Here is a 15,527-nt window from a genome sequence, read left to right on the forward strand (position 1 = left end):
ATTACTCCTCGGCTTCGTATTTACAATGAATATATTCGCCTTCTAATACTTCGTAGGCTGCAGTTTTACGAATAATTTGCTTTACTAATGTATCTAGTTTTGAACCATTAGAATAGTCTGCAGGTGCATAATAACGGATACGATGATGACGCATCATCTTATATACCTTTTCTTTATCCTTCTTAAATGGATCATATACACCTATAGAATGGCCCCCATTAGCGTTCACAAGACTCATACAAGGAATATCTGTATCGCTATCCCCAATATAAATCATGTTACGGAATGGGACTCGTTGATTTTCAGGCTTAATGTAATCATTAACACCAGTATCATTAATATCGAGAATTCCTTTTTGAATGCGGAACAAAAATTGTGTCTTATTCGTATAGTTAATGGCTTGTGCAGGCCAAACAGCGACACCTTTATCGTCGAACATAAATGCACTGGCATAGATTTTGGTGAAAGCCCCCTCTTTTGCCATTTCAGTGCCTTCGATCATTTCTTTTAAGCCAGACGAAATAATATAATGTTCAATCTTAACGCCTTGTTCTAAGCCATATTGACGAATGCGTTCAAACCAAGTCCGTACCCCTTCGTATAATTCTACTTGATTGCCGTATTCCATGAGCTTATCTTTTGTTACATAGAAATGGCCTACTGCTTCTTGAATCATTTTGTACATATAGGCTAAGTTATTATCCATATCATGTTTTTTAGCCAATTGATTTGATTCATGCCAAAATTGTTTGATTTGCTCTTCGTTATAGCCTACCGATTGAATGAAACCTTGTGCCTGCATATCGTCAGGGGTTAATGTCTTATCAAAGTCGTAACACATTGCTAACACGGGCATAGATGAGTCAGATGATTGTAAATTATCTTTACTATCTTTCTTATACGTTATCATAAATGCACCTCCTTTTAAACTAAACAAAAATACATTTACACTCTCTTATATTCCTGAGATTCCTTCTTGACAACCCCTTTGGTATCTATTTTACACGGTAAGTCAATTCATTTAATTTAGTAATTTCTAGTAATTTTGCTTAAAATAAGCTATCTTGTGTTATAGTTTCCTCTACAATCCAGCTCTTCTCCGTACTTTCTTTGATAATTTCTCTTTTTGAAAGTCTTCCAATAAGTAAGCTAGAATTTGGATCATGATGTAAACGATTATATCGAACCACCGCTTGATTAGTATTAGCATAACAATAACGACAAAAGTGGCTACAGCTATCGTAGGCACCAATATCACCATGTAAATAACAATTACATTCTGATCGTGCTGGAGTTCGTTTTGGTGCTTTTAATTTTATATTCCAGGCTCTTTCATAACAATCTAAGGTAAGACACCCCGCTGTATCAGCACCAAGTTCTTTAAAGATACCCCCTTCTCCACAGGTTTTAAGACTCATATGATTGGAATGAGCTATGGAAACAAATTCTTTAATGATCTTAGTTTGAACATCTAAACTTGGTCTATATCCTTCTGGAAAATTCTGAGCCACCCTATCAAATATATCTAAAAAGCTTACAACAACAGTATCTGTATAATTTTTAAGGGACTTGGCCATTATATAAAAGCTTTCAAAATGAAAATCTATTGTATACTCATTGGTTAAAATGATAGGATCATAGCGCCATACCATAGATTGTGGCGTAAGCAGTTTGGATATGTGTTTAAATCCCTCTATAACAGAAGCAAAAGGTGGTACATAGGGCTCAATATCAGTTCCATAAGGCGTTATTGTCATATACCAGTATTGTCTGTAGTCAACAATTTCATTTAGTAGTGGAATAAATGGTAAAGGATTCTTAGTACAAAATGCAATGCCATCTATTACCTCTTGATTAATAGGATACCGAGTCACCTGTAGCGGATTATATGGATTACGAACATCTACAAACCCTTCACGGACACGATTGATTAGCCATTGGCCATAAAAAGCAGGAATATCTGTACGTTGTCCAGTCTGTAATATCATAGCCCTGCCCTTTCCTTAAAATAAAACATAGAAGTATTATATCATACCTCATAGTTAGTATTTATGGAATTAATGTGATTTTTGCTGTATAGTTCGTTATTATTTTATGATACTATAAATACTATAGAATATGAGGAGAAGTAAAATATGAACGATATTTTTGAACGCAATCACCCTATGAAGGATGATAAAGACTTTATTACATCCTATTGGACAGATCGGGCTAAAGATTTTGGTGCTTTACGCGCTAAAGAATTGGAAAGTCCAAAACTAAAATTATGGATAGACGAATTAACAAGTCATATATTTGATTCTGATAGATCTTTACGTATATTAGATATTGGTTGTGGAGCTGGATTTTTCAGCATCATCCTATCTCAACTAGGTCATACAGTGCATGGTATTGATATTACGCCCAATATGATAGATGAAGCGAATCAACTAGCACAGTCGCTAGATTGTGATGCAACTTTCTCCGTAATGGATGCAGAAAATCTTAGCTTTGATACTAATACCTTTGATATCGTTGTAGCTCGTAATGTGACGTGGAACTTACCTCATCCAGATAAAGCCTATGCCGAATGGTTACGCGTTATTCGCTCAGGTGGTTTAATTCTCAATTATGATGCGGAACATGCTCGTAATCACCATGATTTACCGCAATCCGTTCATCATGCTCACGAACATGTTAGTAAGGAATTAAAAGAACGATGTCACACCATTTATCATATGCTCGAGATTTCTTCTTATACACGACCAGAATGGGATAAAGAACTGCTCACTAAATTAGGTGCTAGCTCTGTATTAATTGATCCCACAGTAGGCCCTCGTATTTACAGCGAAGAAGATGAATTTTATATTCCTGTACCAATGTTCTTGGTGAAAGTAATAAAATAGTATTTATAGTAAAACATTATAAAATAAACCCACTCCATATAATATGTACCCCTTTATTAGTTATTTAGTAAAGGAACATATCATAAAATGAGTGGGTTTTCTTTTATTTATTATTTCTTATTGTCTTTGATGATAGAGTCGTCAAAGCTATAGGTTGTTATAAATTTTGTTTTAGGGTTGGCTGCATTACCAACCTCTTCTAAATATTTATTAGAGGCTACTTGAAGATCCTTCTTATACGCATCAGCCAATGTTCGTAAATTATTCGTATCGCTCACACGTTTAAAAGTTTGATCCGAAAATTTAATAGTATCTGTTTTTGAATCATAAATAAGATCAGTATTTGGTATGTCCCTAATATCCATCTTGATTGTATTTGGATTTGAGCTCTCTGAATTACCAACTATATCATTAGCACTCATTACAAGTGTAAGGGCCGTAATATAATTTAGACGAGCTTCCTTTATATCCCCTACCATTTGGGTAGATTCAATAACAGGTCTCTTTTCAGGTGTTGTATATTGATAGTTATAGGCTTTCATATCTGCTGTATAAATCGTCTTACTATCGTTACGAGCCTTTACATTAAGGATAAAAATTGGTGTGTCTACAGCACTCACTACATTTTGAACGGTATAGCCTGAGTAAGCAATCCATTCCCCTTCAGGTCCTTTAGACTGAGAAGACGCACTATTACTACTACAACCAGCTAATATAAATAAACTAACTAGCACGATACAGAGTGAAAGGTATTGAAGTATTCTTTTTAGCATAGCAGTACCTCGTATACAAACTTATATTATATAAATACAAACCTAAATAGTACTACAATAGACAACAAGAAGTTAATCAATTACAGATATAGTTTTTTTCTAATATATTAGTTACTGAAATACGCTTGAGCCTTAGTGATTTCTGCGCGAAGTTTTTCTTCATCAATAGTAAGCAATTCTTTGTCTTTCATAAGAACTTTACCGCCTACGATTGTAGTGTTTACATCGGAGCTATTAGCAGAGTATACAAGAGCTGCTAAATCATTGTAACGAGGCATCCAGTGCATACCAGATACGTCATATAACACGATATCTGCACGATAGCCTTTAGCTAGTACTCCAAGATCTGTATATCCCAACGCCTTTGCACCTTCTACAGTGCCCATGTTCCATGCTGCTTGAGCAGGAATAGACTTTGGATCATAAAGACGTGCTTTATGTAATGTTGCTGCAAGACGTACTTCTTCAAGCATATCAGCATTATTATTAGAAGCGGAGCCATCTGTACCAAGACCAACAGTGATACCTTTGGCAATCATTTCAGGCACTGGCGCAATACCACTGGCTAATTTAAGGTTCGATTGTGGATTATGAGCTACTGCTACATTATTTTCAGCCATAATAGCCATATCTTCATCTGTAACATGAACACAGTGTGCGGCTAAGGTAGTATTCCAGAATAAACCTAAATCATGCATGTGCGCAATTGGTGTCTTACCAGTAGCTTTCATAACATTCTCCACTTCTCCTTTTGTTTCGGACAAGTGCATATGAATACCACAATTTAATTCATGAGATAAGGCAATCACCTTTTCCATATAATCATCAGGGCAAGTATATGGTGCATGTGGTCCAAGCAATACTTTGATGCGGTCATTATCAAAGCCATTCCACGTGCGGAATAAGTCAGCATTTTCAACTAATGCTTGATCTGCTGTTGGGGATACACCCGCTAAGCCACGGGACAGTACAGAGCGAATACCTGTTTCTTTTACCACCTCAGCTGTAGTATTCATAAAGAAATACATGTCGCTAAAAGTTGTGGTACCAGTACGTAACATTTCAGCAATGCCAAGTTGTGTTCCATGACGTACATAATCGTCGTTTAACTTTGCTTCTGTGGGCCAAATAGCTGTTTCAAGCCATTCCATAAGCTCAAGATCATCTGCATAGTTTCTAAAGAGGCCCATCGCAATATGGGTATGTGTATTTATAAGACCTGGCGCAGCCAATTGGCCTTTACCTTCTAACACTTCTTTAGCAGAATCTTTTACTTTTGTAGCTTCACTATCGTTTAAAATAGCTGTAATATAACCATTTTTGATTTCAATGGCATGATTTTTTAGAACACCCTCATCAGTGAGGACGTCTACATGAGTAATCAATAAATCAGACATAGTCTTCCCTCATAGGTATAACCGAGCCATAATAGCTCGGTTATATTAGTTTAATTTGAAAGCTAGTAATAGTTTAGATACAAAATCTTTTCCAAAAACCATTATATTTCAATACGTATTAGTTTACTTTTGTAAGGTAGTCGATTTGCTCTTGTGTTAAAGAGTCTAAATCATAACCCATGGAGTTCAATTTAAGTTTAGCGATTTCCACATCTAATTCATGAGGCAATACATATACTTTTGACTCCATTTCTTTGCCGTTTTTTAAGATATGCTCTGCAGCAAGGGCTTGCATAGCAAAGGACAAGTCCATGATTTCTGCAGGGTGACCATCACCAGCTGCAAGGTTAACTAAGCGACCTTCAGCCAATACATATAGTTTACGGCCATCAGCCATAGTATAGCCTTCGATATTTTGACGAACGCGCTCATGGCTTACAGCAAGGTCAGCTAATTCAGCTACGTTTACTTCGCAGTCGAAGTGACCTGCATTACACATGATTGCTTTATCTTTCATCACTTCGTAATGTTCTTTTACGATAACATCTTTACAACCTGTTACAGTACAGAAGATATCGCCCACTTTAGCAGCTTCAATCATAGGTAACACTTTGAATCCATCAAATACAGCCTCAACTGCTTTAATTGGATCTACTTCAGTTACATATACATGGGCACCAAGTCCTTTAGCACGCATAGCAACGCCTTTACCACACCAGCCATAACCCGCAACGACAACATTTTTACCTGTTACAGTCAAGTTAGTGGTACGCATGATGCCATCCCAAACGGATTGGCCTGTACCGTAGCGGTTATCGAAAAGATATTTACAGTAAGAGTCGTTTACTGCAATCATAGGGAATGTTAATTGTTTAGCATTCTCTAATGCATATAAACGATGTACGCCTGTCGTAGTTTCTTCGCTACCACCGATAAGACGTTCTTTAGCGTCTTGGCGTGTAGTATGTAACAAGTTTACTAGGTCACCACCGTCATCAATGATGATATGTGGTTTGTGATCAAGTGCTTTATGAAGGAAATCAAAATATTCTTCATCTGTGCAATCATACCAAGCATATACAGTAATACCCATATCTACAAGACCTGCAGCTACATCGTCTTGTGTAGACAACGGATTGGAGCCCGTTACAATTACATCTGCACCACCGCGTTTTAATACAGTCGCGAGGTATGCTGTTTTTGCTTCCAAGTGGACACTAACAACAATTGTTTGGCCTTTAAAAGTTTGTTCAGCTTCAAAACGATCGCCTAATGTATTTAAGGTAGGCATAAAGTTAGAAACCCAATCAATTTTTTTACGGCCTTCTGTTGCTAAATTTATGTCTCTAATTAAAGATTGCATAATATCTCCTTTTACTCATACAAGTAGATACAATAAAATAAATAGTTGATAGTAAATCTACTTAGATTTATTGATACTATATAATTTTGTTAATATCATTGTAGATACTTAATTATATAGATAATATATTTCTTATATATAGAATGCTTAATAAGCTAATCATTAAGATAATAGACTATTTAGATTCTACAATCTGGCGTAGCTTATCGATTGACTCTTCATAATTTGGAGTCAATACTCCCTCTTCGGTGATAATCGCTGTTACAAGTTCATGAGGTGTTACATCAAATGCAGGATTAAGTACATCAATACCACTAGGGGCTGTTTGAACACCGTGTAAAGCAGATACTTCATCATCGTTGCGCATCTCAATAGGAATATCTCCACCATTTTCCAGAATAAAGTCAAATGTACTATAAGGAGCGGCTACATAGAACGGAATATTGTGGAATTTAGCTAGTACAGCCACACCATAGGTACCAATTTTATTGGCTACATCCCCTTTTGTAGTGATGCGGTCAGCACCAACGATAACAGCATCAATTAACCCATGTTGCATCGCATAGGCTGCCATATTATCTGTTTCAAGAGTAATAGGAATACCATCCTCGTGAAGTTCAAAGGCTGTAAGTCGAGCACCTTGTAATAATGGACGTGTTTCATCAGCATACACGCGTTCCAATTGTCCATTTTCATGTAATTTACGAACAACACCAAGTGCTGTTCCTAGACCACCTGTAGCTAGTGCACCAGCATTACAATGAGTTAAGATGCGAATATTCTTTTTACCTTCAAATAATGTAGCCCCTGCTTCGGCCATACGTCTATTCAAAGACACATCTTCTTCGTGAATGATAATAGCCTCTTTTGTAATGAGGTCTACTACTTCACTCATTGAGGACATACTGTCAACATTAGTTTTCACAAGAGAAATGACACGATCTACAGCCCAAGCTAAGTTGATTGCTGTAGGGCGAGTTTCTTTTAAGGTCTCACTAAACTCATATAAGCTTGTAAGTTGTTCACTAAATGGCGCCTCTAAACGTCCTGCTTCCATAGCAGCTAAAATGAGACCATAACTAGCAGCTACGCCAATAGCAGGTGCGCCACGAACGCGAAGCATTTTAATAGCTTCGGCCACTTGGCGCCAATCTGTACAGTGAACGTATGTAATTTCAGTAGGCAATTTAGTTTGATCTAATAGTACCAGCGTATCTTTACGCCATTCAATATTAATCATAACTTCTCCTTCGATGAACTATTGTGTATCATTATGAGTTGATTATAGTTTAAAACCACCATATTCATGCATGCGATTATGAGCATCATAACGAGCATCCACATCGATTGCATCAATAGCACCTAAGATAAGAGATTTTAGTTGGGCCGCCATATTGCCCATCATTTCTACAACTTCCGCATGTGTCAAAGCAGATTCAGAAATACCTGCTGCATAGTTGGTAATCATAGAAATCGTAGCATATGCCATTTCAGCTTCATTAGCAAGGTTTACTTCTGGTACATTAGTCATACCTACTGTATCGCCACCGAGCATGTGGAACATTTTGATTTCTGCAGGAGTCTCAAAACGAGGGCCTTCAGTACATACATAGGTACCGCCATTGTGTATCGTAAGGCCTTGTTCCGTACCTACCTTTTGAAGAATATTACGTAATTCAGGGCAGTATGGATTTGTTACATCAAGATGTGCCACTGGACGGTCCCCGCCTTCATAAAACGTAGTGATGCGGTTCTTTGTGAAATCTAAGAATTGGTCAGTCAACACGAAATGACCTGGCTTAAAGTTCTCATTTAAAGAACCTACTGCTGTCGTGGAGATAATAAATGTAACGCCTAGTTTTTTGAGGCCCCAAATATTAGCACGATAGTTAATTTTGTGTGGAGGAATTGTATGATCTTTGCCGTGACGAGCAACAAAAATTACAGTTTTCCCATGGTATGTACCTTGTACATAATCTATTTCACCATATGGTGTCATTAAGGATTCTTCATGAATATTTTCAAAGATGGACGGATCATAAACACCAGTACCACCAATTACGCCAATTGCACTCATTGTGACCTCCTATTATTAATAACTCTATCTTTTATTTTCTCATAGAATAGAAAAACAGGCTATAGGAAAAACCTAGTAGCCTGTATTTTTTCTACATATTATAAAGTTTTTATTGAATTGGACCTTTTGAGGTGAACATATTTTGTAACTCTTCACGTGTGAAATGATATTTTTCATTACAATAATGGCAAACAAGCTCTGTTACGTCATCTTCCAAAATAGCATTCTTATCTTCTTCACGTAATGTCATTAGCACACTGGCAAAGCGATCACGACCACAACGACATTGGAAATGAATTGGTTCATTATATACTTGATTCACAGTTAAACCATCGAGAACGCGTTCCATAAGACCTTTACCATCTGGATTTGCTTTCAAATATTCTGTAATAGGACCAAGTTCATTAATATTCTTTTCTACTTGTGCTAATGCTTCATCTGTAGCATCCGGTAAGGCTTGTACGATAAAACCTCCAGCTACAACTGTATGGTAATCTGGATCTACTAATACACCTAAACTAATCGTTGACGGTACTTGTTCAGATGCATATAAATAATATGCCAAATCCTCTGCTACTTCACCACTTTGAATCGGGCTTGTAGAAGTATAGTCTTGCGCCAATTGTGTAAATCGCGTAACTTGTACTTCCCCATTATGACCTACGGCAGCACCAACATCAAGCTTACCAGCATGCTTTAAAGGTACATCAACATGTGGCTCGTCTACATAGCCTCGAACCGTATTATCAGAGAATGCATCTACATGAACTACACCTAGTGGACCATCACCTTTAATACGAAGACTTACGTTTTCATGGTTTTTAAAATCACCAGCTAATAAAATAGCTCCCGTCATAGCACGACCTAAAGCAGCTGTTGCTACAGGCCATAAATCATGACGTACACGAGCTGTTTCAACTGTATCGGTTGTTACAGCTAAAGACATACGAACCCCTTCTCGGGTTGTAAAACGTTTTATATAATCCATTCTATCATTCCTTATTTCTACTTATTTTATATAAGATATTACATTTATATTGCTTATATAGTATATCATGTCAAATATTTAACTTTCAATAATAGAGAATATATGTTCGTCTAGTCTGATTTAAATTTAAAAGAACATATTTTCGATGATATAAAAACACCCAGTATCATGAGATACTGAGTGTTATATATACAATTCTTAGATTTGATCGATAAGGTTAACCATTTCGATTGCACCCATAGCACAATCATAACCTTTATTACCCGCTTTTGTACCAGCGCGTTCGATAGCTTGCTCGATGTTTTCAGTAGTCACTACACCAAACATAACAGGAATACCGGTTTCCAAAGATACATGAGCAATCCCTTTAGCTACTTCGTTACATACATAATCATAATGAGTAGTGGCACCACGGATAACTGCACCTACACAAATAACTGCATCATAACGACCAGATAAAGCTGCTTTTTTAGCAATCAAAGGAATTTCATAAGCTCCTGGTACCCAGATTACAGTAATATCCTCTTTTTTTACATCGTGACGAAGTAAGCAATCTTCAGCACCACCGATTAATTTAGATGTGATGAACTCGTTGAAACGAGAACCGATAATAGCGAATTTCTTACCAGAACCTAACAAATTACCTTCTTGAACTACCATTATGATGACCTCCTATATTCCGTACATAGATTTTCTATGTGTGATAAAAACATTCTAAATTTAAGATAGACCATTATTAGTCTTCTAACATATGACCCATTTTTTCTTCTTTTGTTTTCAAATAGCCTGCATTAAATTTATTTGCTGCAATAATAAGTGGTACACGACTAGTTACATTAATTCCCCAATGTTCTAAGCCATGACGCTTTTCGGGATTGTTAGTTAATAAGCGGATGCTTTTAATACCCAAGAAACGAATAATTTGAGCCGCTAAGGAATATTCACGCATATCTGCAGGGAAGCCTAATTGTTCATTTGCTTCTACCGTATCAAGGCCCTGTTCTTGTAATGCATAGGCTTTAATTTTATTAGTCAGCCCAATACCTCGGCCCTCTTGACGCATGTATACTACAACGCCTTTGCCTTCTTTTTCAATAGCACGTAAAGCATTGTCTAATTGTTCGCCACAATCACAGCGTTTAGAACCAAATACATCGCCTGTCAAACATTCAGAGTGAATACGTACAAGTACATCGTTACAATTTTGAACATCACCTTTGACAATAGCTAAATGCTCTTTATGATCTAATTCATTTTTAAATACAAAGATACTAAAATCACCAAACTTAGTAGGTAATTTAGAGCATGCACCAAGTTCAACCATATCTTCATGTTGTTTACGATATTCAATAAGTTCCGCCACAGAAGCAATTTTTAAATCATGTTCTTTAGCAAATTTCATAAGATCTGACAAACGGGCCATATCGCCATCGTCTTTAGTAATTTCACAAATAACGGCAGCCTCTTGTAACCCTGCTAGGCGACAAAGGTCGATAGATGCCTCAGTATGACCTTGACGTACCAATACGCCGCCCTCTTTATATACAAGTGGAAATACGTGACCTGGACGACGGAAATCTTGAGGTTTCGCATTAGGATCTAATAGTTTTTGAATTGTATAAGCACGCTCTGCAGGAGATACGCCTGTTGTAGTATCTACATGATCCACAGTCACAGTAAAAGCAGTTTCATGGTTATCAGTATTTTTGGTAACCATTGCAGGAATGCCAAGTTTTTCTAACGCTTCGCGGCGCATAGGCGTACATACGATACCGCGGGCGTATTTAACCATAAAGTTAATGTTTTCTTGCGTCGCAAACTCTGCAGCAATGATAAGATCACCTTCGTTTTCACGGCTTTCATCATCAACGATAATAACAGGTTTACCAGTTTTAAGGTCTTGTAAGACTTCATTAATAGAATGTAATTGTTCGCTCATAGGAACGCTCCTTACTTATATAAATCCATTCTCTACTAAGAGGGATTGCATAGATTTTTTAGGCTTTTCTTCGGTAGGTTCACTACCAAGATTCATAAAATGACGAATATATCGTCCAGCAATATCCGTTTCTAAATTGACCTCTGTTCCAATATGAGTAAAACCTAAAATAGTTTCACTCAAAGTGTGAGGAATGATAGAGACGGAAAAACTACTTTCTGTTCGTCGCATAATTGTGAGGCTAATTCCATCGATGGTAATGGAGCCCTTATAGATAACATAATCCATAACGGATTTTGGAGCCTCGATAGTAAAGATAATGGCATTATCGGTTTGTTCACGATTAATAATACGACCTGTACCATCTACATGGCCCGCCACAATATGACCACCAAATCTACCATTCGCAAGCATAGCTCGCTCTAAATTGACTGGTTGATGGACTTTCAAATTAGTAAACGTAGTCATCTTAATGGATTCTGGCATCACATCCGCTGTAAATATACTATTGCCAATCGTTGTGGCCGTCAAGCACACCCCATTAACAGCTACGGAATCACCAACTTTTAAATCGCTAAAAATTTTTTCTCCTCGAATTGTTATGGTTAAGGATTTAGGGCCCTTTTTAATGTTCTCGACGCGGCCAATTTCTTCAACGATTCCCGTGAACATAAGCGCCCCTCCTTCCTTGACGATATGCTTCAATGCGAATGTTATTATCTAATACTTTAGTCTTGGTAAAAGTTAATTGCGGCGAAGCCTCTAAACTTTCAAAACCACGGCCACCTACAGCTGGTGTAGCATCGTTACCACCAATAATAGTATTTCCAATATATGTTACGACCTTATCAAAGTTCATAGTTTCCACAAAAGAACTGATAATTGCGGATCCACCTTCAACAAGAATAGATGTGTAACCTAGTTCACCTAGTTTTGTAAGAATATCATCGATAGATAATTTCTTAATATCGATAACAACGTCAGTACTCTTACTTTTACGTGTAGAAATAGATTCTACTACAGTAACAATGGTACCTACGTTTTCTAAAGCCTGAATTCGCTCTTTTGGACAACCTTTAGATACTAAGATATGCACCTTGCGATTTTCTACGTCAAAAACCTGACTGGTAGTAGGCGTTCTACCTAGACTATCCAAGATAATTACATCTGGTTGATGAATCGTAATCGGTTCATCAAGTATGCTTTTATCTAATAACGCATCTGATAATTCACTATCCGTTAAACGACAATTTAACTGTGGATTATCTGCCAAAATTGTACCAATTCCAACGAGCATGGCATCATGCGTGGCACGCAACACATGTCCATCGCGACGAGAGGACTCATTTGTAATCCATTGAGATTGTCCAGTAGATGTAGCAATTTTCCCATCTAATGACATAGCACTTTTTATAGTGACAAAAGGCTTACCTGTCTGTATATAGGTAAAGAAATGCTCATTTAGTTCAGCACATTCATCACTACATACGGGGCAAACAACCTCAATACCTGCTTCACGAAGTAACTCCATTCCCTTTCCAGAAACTAGTGGATTTGGATCTGTACTACCTACTATTACTTTAGCTATGCCAGCCTCAATGATACGAAGCGCACAAGGTGGTGTTTTTCCATAATGAGAACATGGCTCTAATGTTACGTATAAAGTAGCACCTTTGGCATTATCACCTGCTTGATTTAGTGCATGCACCTCAGCATGAGCTGTACCAGCTTTATGGTGATAACCTTCACCGATTATTGTATTATCTTTTACCACAACAGCACCAACCAAAGGATTTGGTGAGGTGTGACCTGTGGCTAATTTTGCCAGTTCAATGGCGCGCTTCATATATACTACGTCATCCACCATATCACCTCAATAAAAAAAGGACTATTATATAGTCCTTGGGTCATCATAAATGCGCACAAAAAATGTGCCTCGTCTTTTCTCATCCAGACTCTACTGTCGGTATCGGAATTGCACCGATTCATACCAAAAAGGTTCGCGGACTTTACCGCCGGTAAGGAATTTCACCTATCCCCAAAGACTTATCTATTTTGTTTATGAATTAATAGTAACACTTTTATTAATGTTATGCAAGAATAAGAGTTTTGTATTGAGAAAGAATATTAAATAATTTAATTAAAATATAATTTTTAGAACACAAATACTAGAACAATATAAAAAATAATATATATTTACTTTTAATATAAACATATATAAACTATGTATACAGTAAATAGTAACTTTTATCACATAATTACAAGTTAAACAAGTCTAATATAGTATATATGGTTTGAATAACCATATTTTAATGATAGTAATTATTAAATATAGGTGATAATATGGCAAAAAAACGAATTTCTGATGTACTTATAGAAGTCTTAGCCAATGCGGGCATCGAACGCATTTACGGTATCACTGGAGATAGTCTAAACTCTGTAAATGATAGTTTACGCCGCAATGGTAAAATTGCTTTTGAACATGTACGACATGAAGAAACAGCAGCCTTTGCTGCCGGTGCAGAAGCATCCCTAACTCATAAACTAACTGTATGTGCTGGTAGCTCTGGTCCTGGCAACTTACACTTGATTAATGGTCTCTTCGACTGTCATCGCAATCGTGTTCCAGTATTGGCCATTGCTTCTCACATTCCTCAATCTGAAGTAGGCTTGAACTATTTCCAAGAAACACATCCAGAAAATCTATTCAAAGAATGTTCTTGTTTCTGCGAACTTGTATCCAATCCTAAACAAATGCCGGAAATTCTATTCCGTGCTATGAACGCTGCTGTTGGTAACCAAGATGTTGCAGTTATCGTTCTTCCTGGGGACGTTGCCGTTATGGAAATGGAAATTGACGAATTACCTGTATGGACCCCACCTCGTTTACCTCATATTGTTCCACAACGAGAAGATATTGAAGAAATGGCTGCTCATTTAGAAACAGGCACACGTATTACCCTATTCTGTGGTGCCGGCTGTGAAGGTGCCCATGACGAAGTGGTAGAATTAGCAAAACGCTTACAAGCACCGGTTGTACATGCTTTCAGAGGTAAAGAATGGGTTGAATGGGATAATCCATATGATGTAGGTATGACTGGCCTATTAGGCTATACATCTGGCTACCGTGCTATTGAACAATGTGATACATTGGTAATGCTTGGTACAGACTTCCCTTACCGTCCATTTTATCCAGAAAATGCGAAAGTAATACAAGTAGATAGAGATCCTAGTGCATTAGGTCGTCGTGTTCCACTCACCCAAGGTATTATTGGCACTGTAAAAGATACATTAAAAGAATTATTACCTCTTGTAGGCCAACGTGGTGATACTCAATTTATCGACACAGTGCGTAAAGCGTACACTAAATTTAGAGGTGATTTAGATAGTTATGCCGTTGCCGAGCCAGATGGTGTAGCAATTCATCCTCAATACTTCGTAAATCGCCTCAATAAACTAGCAGCAGAAGACGCGATCTTTACCTTTGACGTAGGGACTCCAGTTATTTGGACTGCTCGCCATCTAAAAACAAATGGTAAACGCCGTATTTTAGGATCCTTTAGCCACGGCTCCATGGCTAATGCTATGATGCATGCTATTGGCGCTCAAAATGCATGTCCTAACCGTCAAGTCATCTCCCTCTCTGGTGATGGTGGCTTTACAATGATGATGGGCGAAATGTTAACATTAAAACAACTTAACTTACCTGTAAAAATCTTTGTATTCAATAACGAAGAACTTAGCTTTATCGCTATGGAAATGAAAGCTTCCGGCTATCTAGACTACGCTACAGACTTTGTAAATCCAGATTTCGGTAAACTTGCTGAAGCTGCTGGTATCAAAGGGGTTAGCATTCATAACTCTAGCGAAGTTGATGAAAAAATCACGGAAGCCCTTAACCATAATGGTCCAGTCATCGTTAACGTTCGCGTAGATAAACAAGAACTTGCTATGCCACCTAAAATCGCTTACCAACAAGCTAAAGGCTTCAGCAAATATTTAATCAATGCAATCCTTGATGGCCGTGGTACAGAACTTAAAGAAATGGCCAAAACAAACTGGATGAAATATAAATCCCTATACTAATATTGCAAAATTTGCAAAA

The 15,527-nt window shown here is 37.3% G+C and carries 14 protein-coding genes and 1 riboswitch; of the genes, 2 read left to right on the plus strand and 12 right to left on the minus strand.

What is annotated here, in order from left to right; translation table 11 throughout:
* Position 1: 1 nt before the first annotated feature.
* Together VPAR_RS04765 and VPAR_RS04770 are read right to left on the minus strand one after the other, a co-directional pair.
* Positions 2-910, minus strand: a complete 909-nt coding sequence (locus VPAR_RS04765; RefSeq protein ID WP_012864377.1) for an HAD family hydrolase — start codon at positions 908-910, stop codon at positions 2-4.
* Positions 911-1,049: 139 nt separating this feature from the next.
* Positions 1,050-1,988, minus strand: a complete 939-nt coding sequence (locus VPAR_RS04770; protein WP_012864378.1) for a DUF1848 domain-containing protein — start codon at positions 1,986-1,988, stop codon at positions 1,050-1,052.
* A gap of 147 nt (positions 1,989-2,135) precedes the next feature.
* Between VPAR_RS04770 and VPAR_RS04775 the strand changes: the two genes are divergently transcribed.
* Positions 2,136-2,885: a class I SAM-dependent methyltransferase gene (locus tag VPAR_RS04775; protein WP_012864379.1), complete on the plus strand. Its 750-nt coding sequence runs from the start codon at positions 2,136-2,138 to the stop codon at positions 2,883-2,885.
* A gap of 110 nt (positions 2,886-2,995) precedes the next feature.
* Here VPAR_RS04775 and VPAR_RS04780 read toward each other — a convergent pair whose 3' ends face one another.
* The 10 genes from VPAR_RS04780 to ribD all read right to left on the minus strand — a co-directional run bounded on the left by VPAR_RS04780 (position 2,996) and on the right by ribD (position 13,289).
* Entirely contained in the window at positions 2,996-3,658 is a 663-nt protein-coding gene (locus tag VPAR_RS04780; protein ID WP_012864380.1) for a hypothetical protein, read from the minus strand.
* A gap of 107 nt (positions 3,659-3,765) precedes the next feature.
* Complete coding sequence (locus VPAR_RS04785; protein ID WP_012864381.1) at positions 3,766-5,055, minus strand: amidohydrolase; 1,290 nt, start codon at positions 5,053-5,055, stop codon at positions 3,766-3,768.
* Positions 5,056-5,173: 118 nt separating this feature from the next.
* A complete protein-coding gene (locus tag VPAR_RS04790; RefSeq protein WP_012864382.1) occupies positions 5,174-6,418 on the minus strand; it encodes an adenosylhomocysteinase in 1,245 nt (414 codons plus the stop codon).
* Positions 6,419-6,593: 175 nt separating this feature from the next.
* Positions 6,594-7,658 carry an S-methyl-5-thioribose-1-phosphate isomerase gene (mtnA, locus tag VPAR_RS04795; RefSeq protein ID WP_012864383.1) on the minus strand — a complete coding sequence of 355 codons (1,065 nt, stop codon included), beginning with the start codon at positions 7,656-7,658 and terminating at the stop codon, positions 6,594-6,596.
* Between the two features lie 42 nt (positions 7,659-7,700).
* On the minus strand, positions 7,701-8,495 hold the full coding sequence (gene mtnP / locus VPAR_RS04800; protein WP_012864384.1) for an S-methyl-5'-thioadenosine phosphorylase: 795 nt from the start codon (positions 8,493-8,495) through the stop codon (positions 7,701-7,703).
* Positions 8,496-8,604: 109 nt separating this feature from the next.
* Positions 8,605-9,483 (minus strand): Hsp33 family molecular chaperone HslO, encoded by an 879-nt coding sequence (gene hslO / locus VPAR_RS04805; protein ID WP_012864385.1) that lies wholly within the window; start codon positions 9,481-9,483, stop codon positions 8,605-8,607.
* 198 nt (positions 9,484-9,681) lie between these two features.
* On the minus strand, positions 9,682-10,143 hold the full coding sequence (ribH, locus tag VPAR_RS04810; RefSeq protein ID WP_012864386.1) for a 6,7-dimethyl-8-ribityllumazine synthase: 462 nt from the start codon (positions 10,141-10,143) through the stop codon (positions 9,682-9,684).
* Between the two features lie 76 nt (positions 10,144-10,219).
* Entirely contained in the window at positions 10,220-11,422 is a 1,203-nt protein-coding gene (locus tag VPAR_RS04815; RefSeq protein ID WP_012864387.1) for a bifunctional 3,4-dihydroxy-2-butanone-4-phosphate synthase/GTP cyclohydrolase II, read from the minus strand.
* Between the two features lie 15 nt (positions 11,423-11,437).
* Positions 11,438-12,094, minus strand: coding sequence for a riboflavin synthase (locus VPAR_RS04820; RefSeq protein WP_012864388.1), 657 nt, complete (start codon positions 12,092-12,094; stop codon positions 11,438-11,440).
* Complete coding sequence (ribD, locus tag VPAR_RS04825) at positions 12,075-13,289, minus strand: bifunctional diaminohydroxyphosphoribosylaminopyrimidine deaminase/5-amino-6-(5-phosphoribosylamino)uracil reductase RibD (protein ID WP_012864389.1); 1,215 nt, start codon at positions 13,287-13,289, stop codon at positions 12,075-12,077. The genes VPAR_RS04820 and ribD overlap by 20 nt, the downstream gene beginning before the upstream one ends.
* Positions 13,290-13,356: 67 nt before the next feature.
* A riboswitch (FMN riboswitch) is annotated at positions 13,357-13,472 on the minus strand.
* 293 nt (positions 13,473-13,765) lie between these two features.
* Between ribD and poxB the strand changes: the two genes are divergently transcribed.
* Positions 13,766-15,508 carry a ubiquinone-dependent pyruvate dehydrogenase gene (gene poxB, locus VPAR_RS04830; protein WP_012864390.1) on the plus strand — a complete coding sequence of 581 codons (1,743 nt, stop codon included), beginning with the start codon at positions 13,766-13,768 and terminating at the stop codon, positions 15,506-15,508.
* Positions 15,509-15,527 lie beyond the last annotated feature (19 nt).

This window comes from Veillonella parvula DSM 2008, from assembly GCF_000024945.1.
In the GTDB taxonomy this organism is placed as follows: Bacteria; Bacillota; Negativicutes; order Veillonellales; family Veillonellaceae; genus Veillonella; species Veillonella parvula.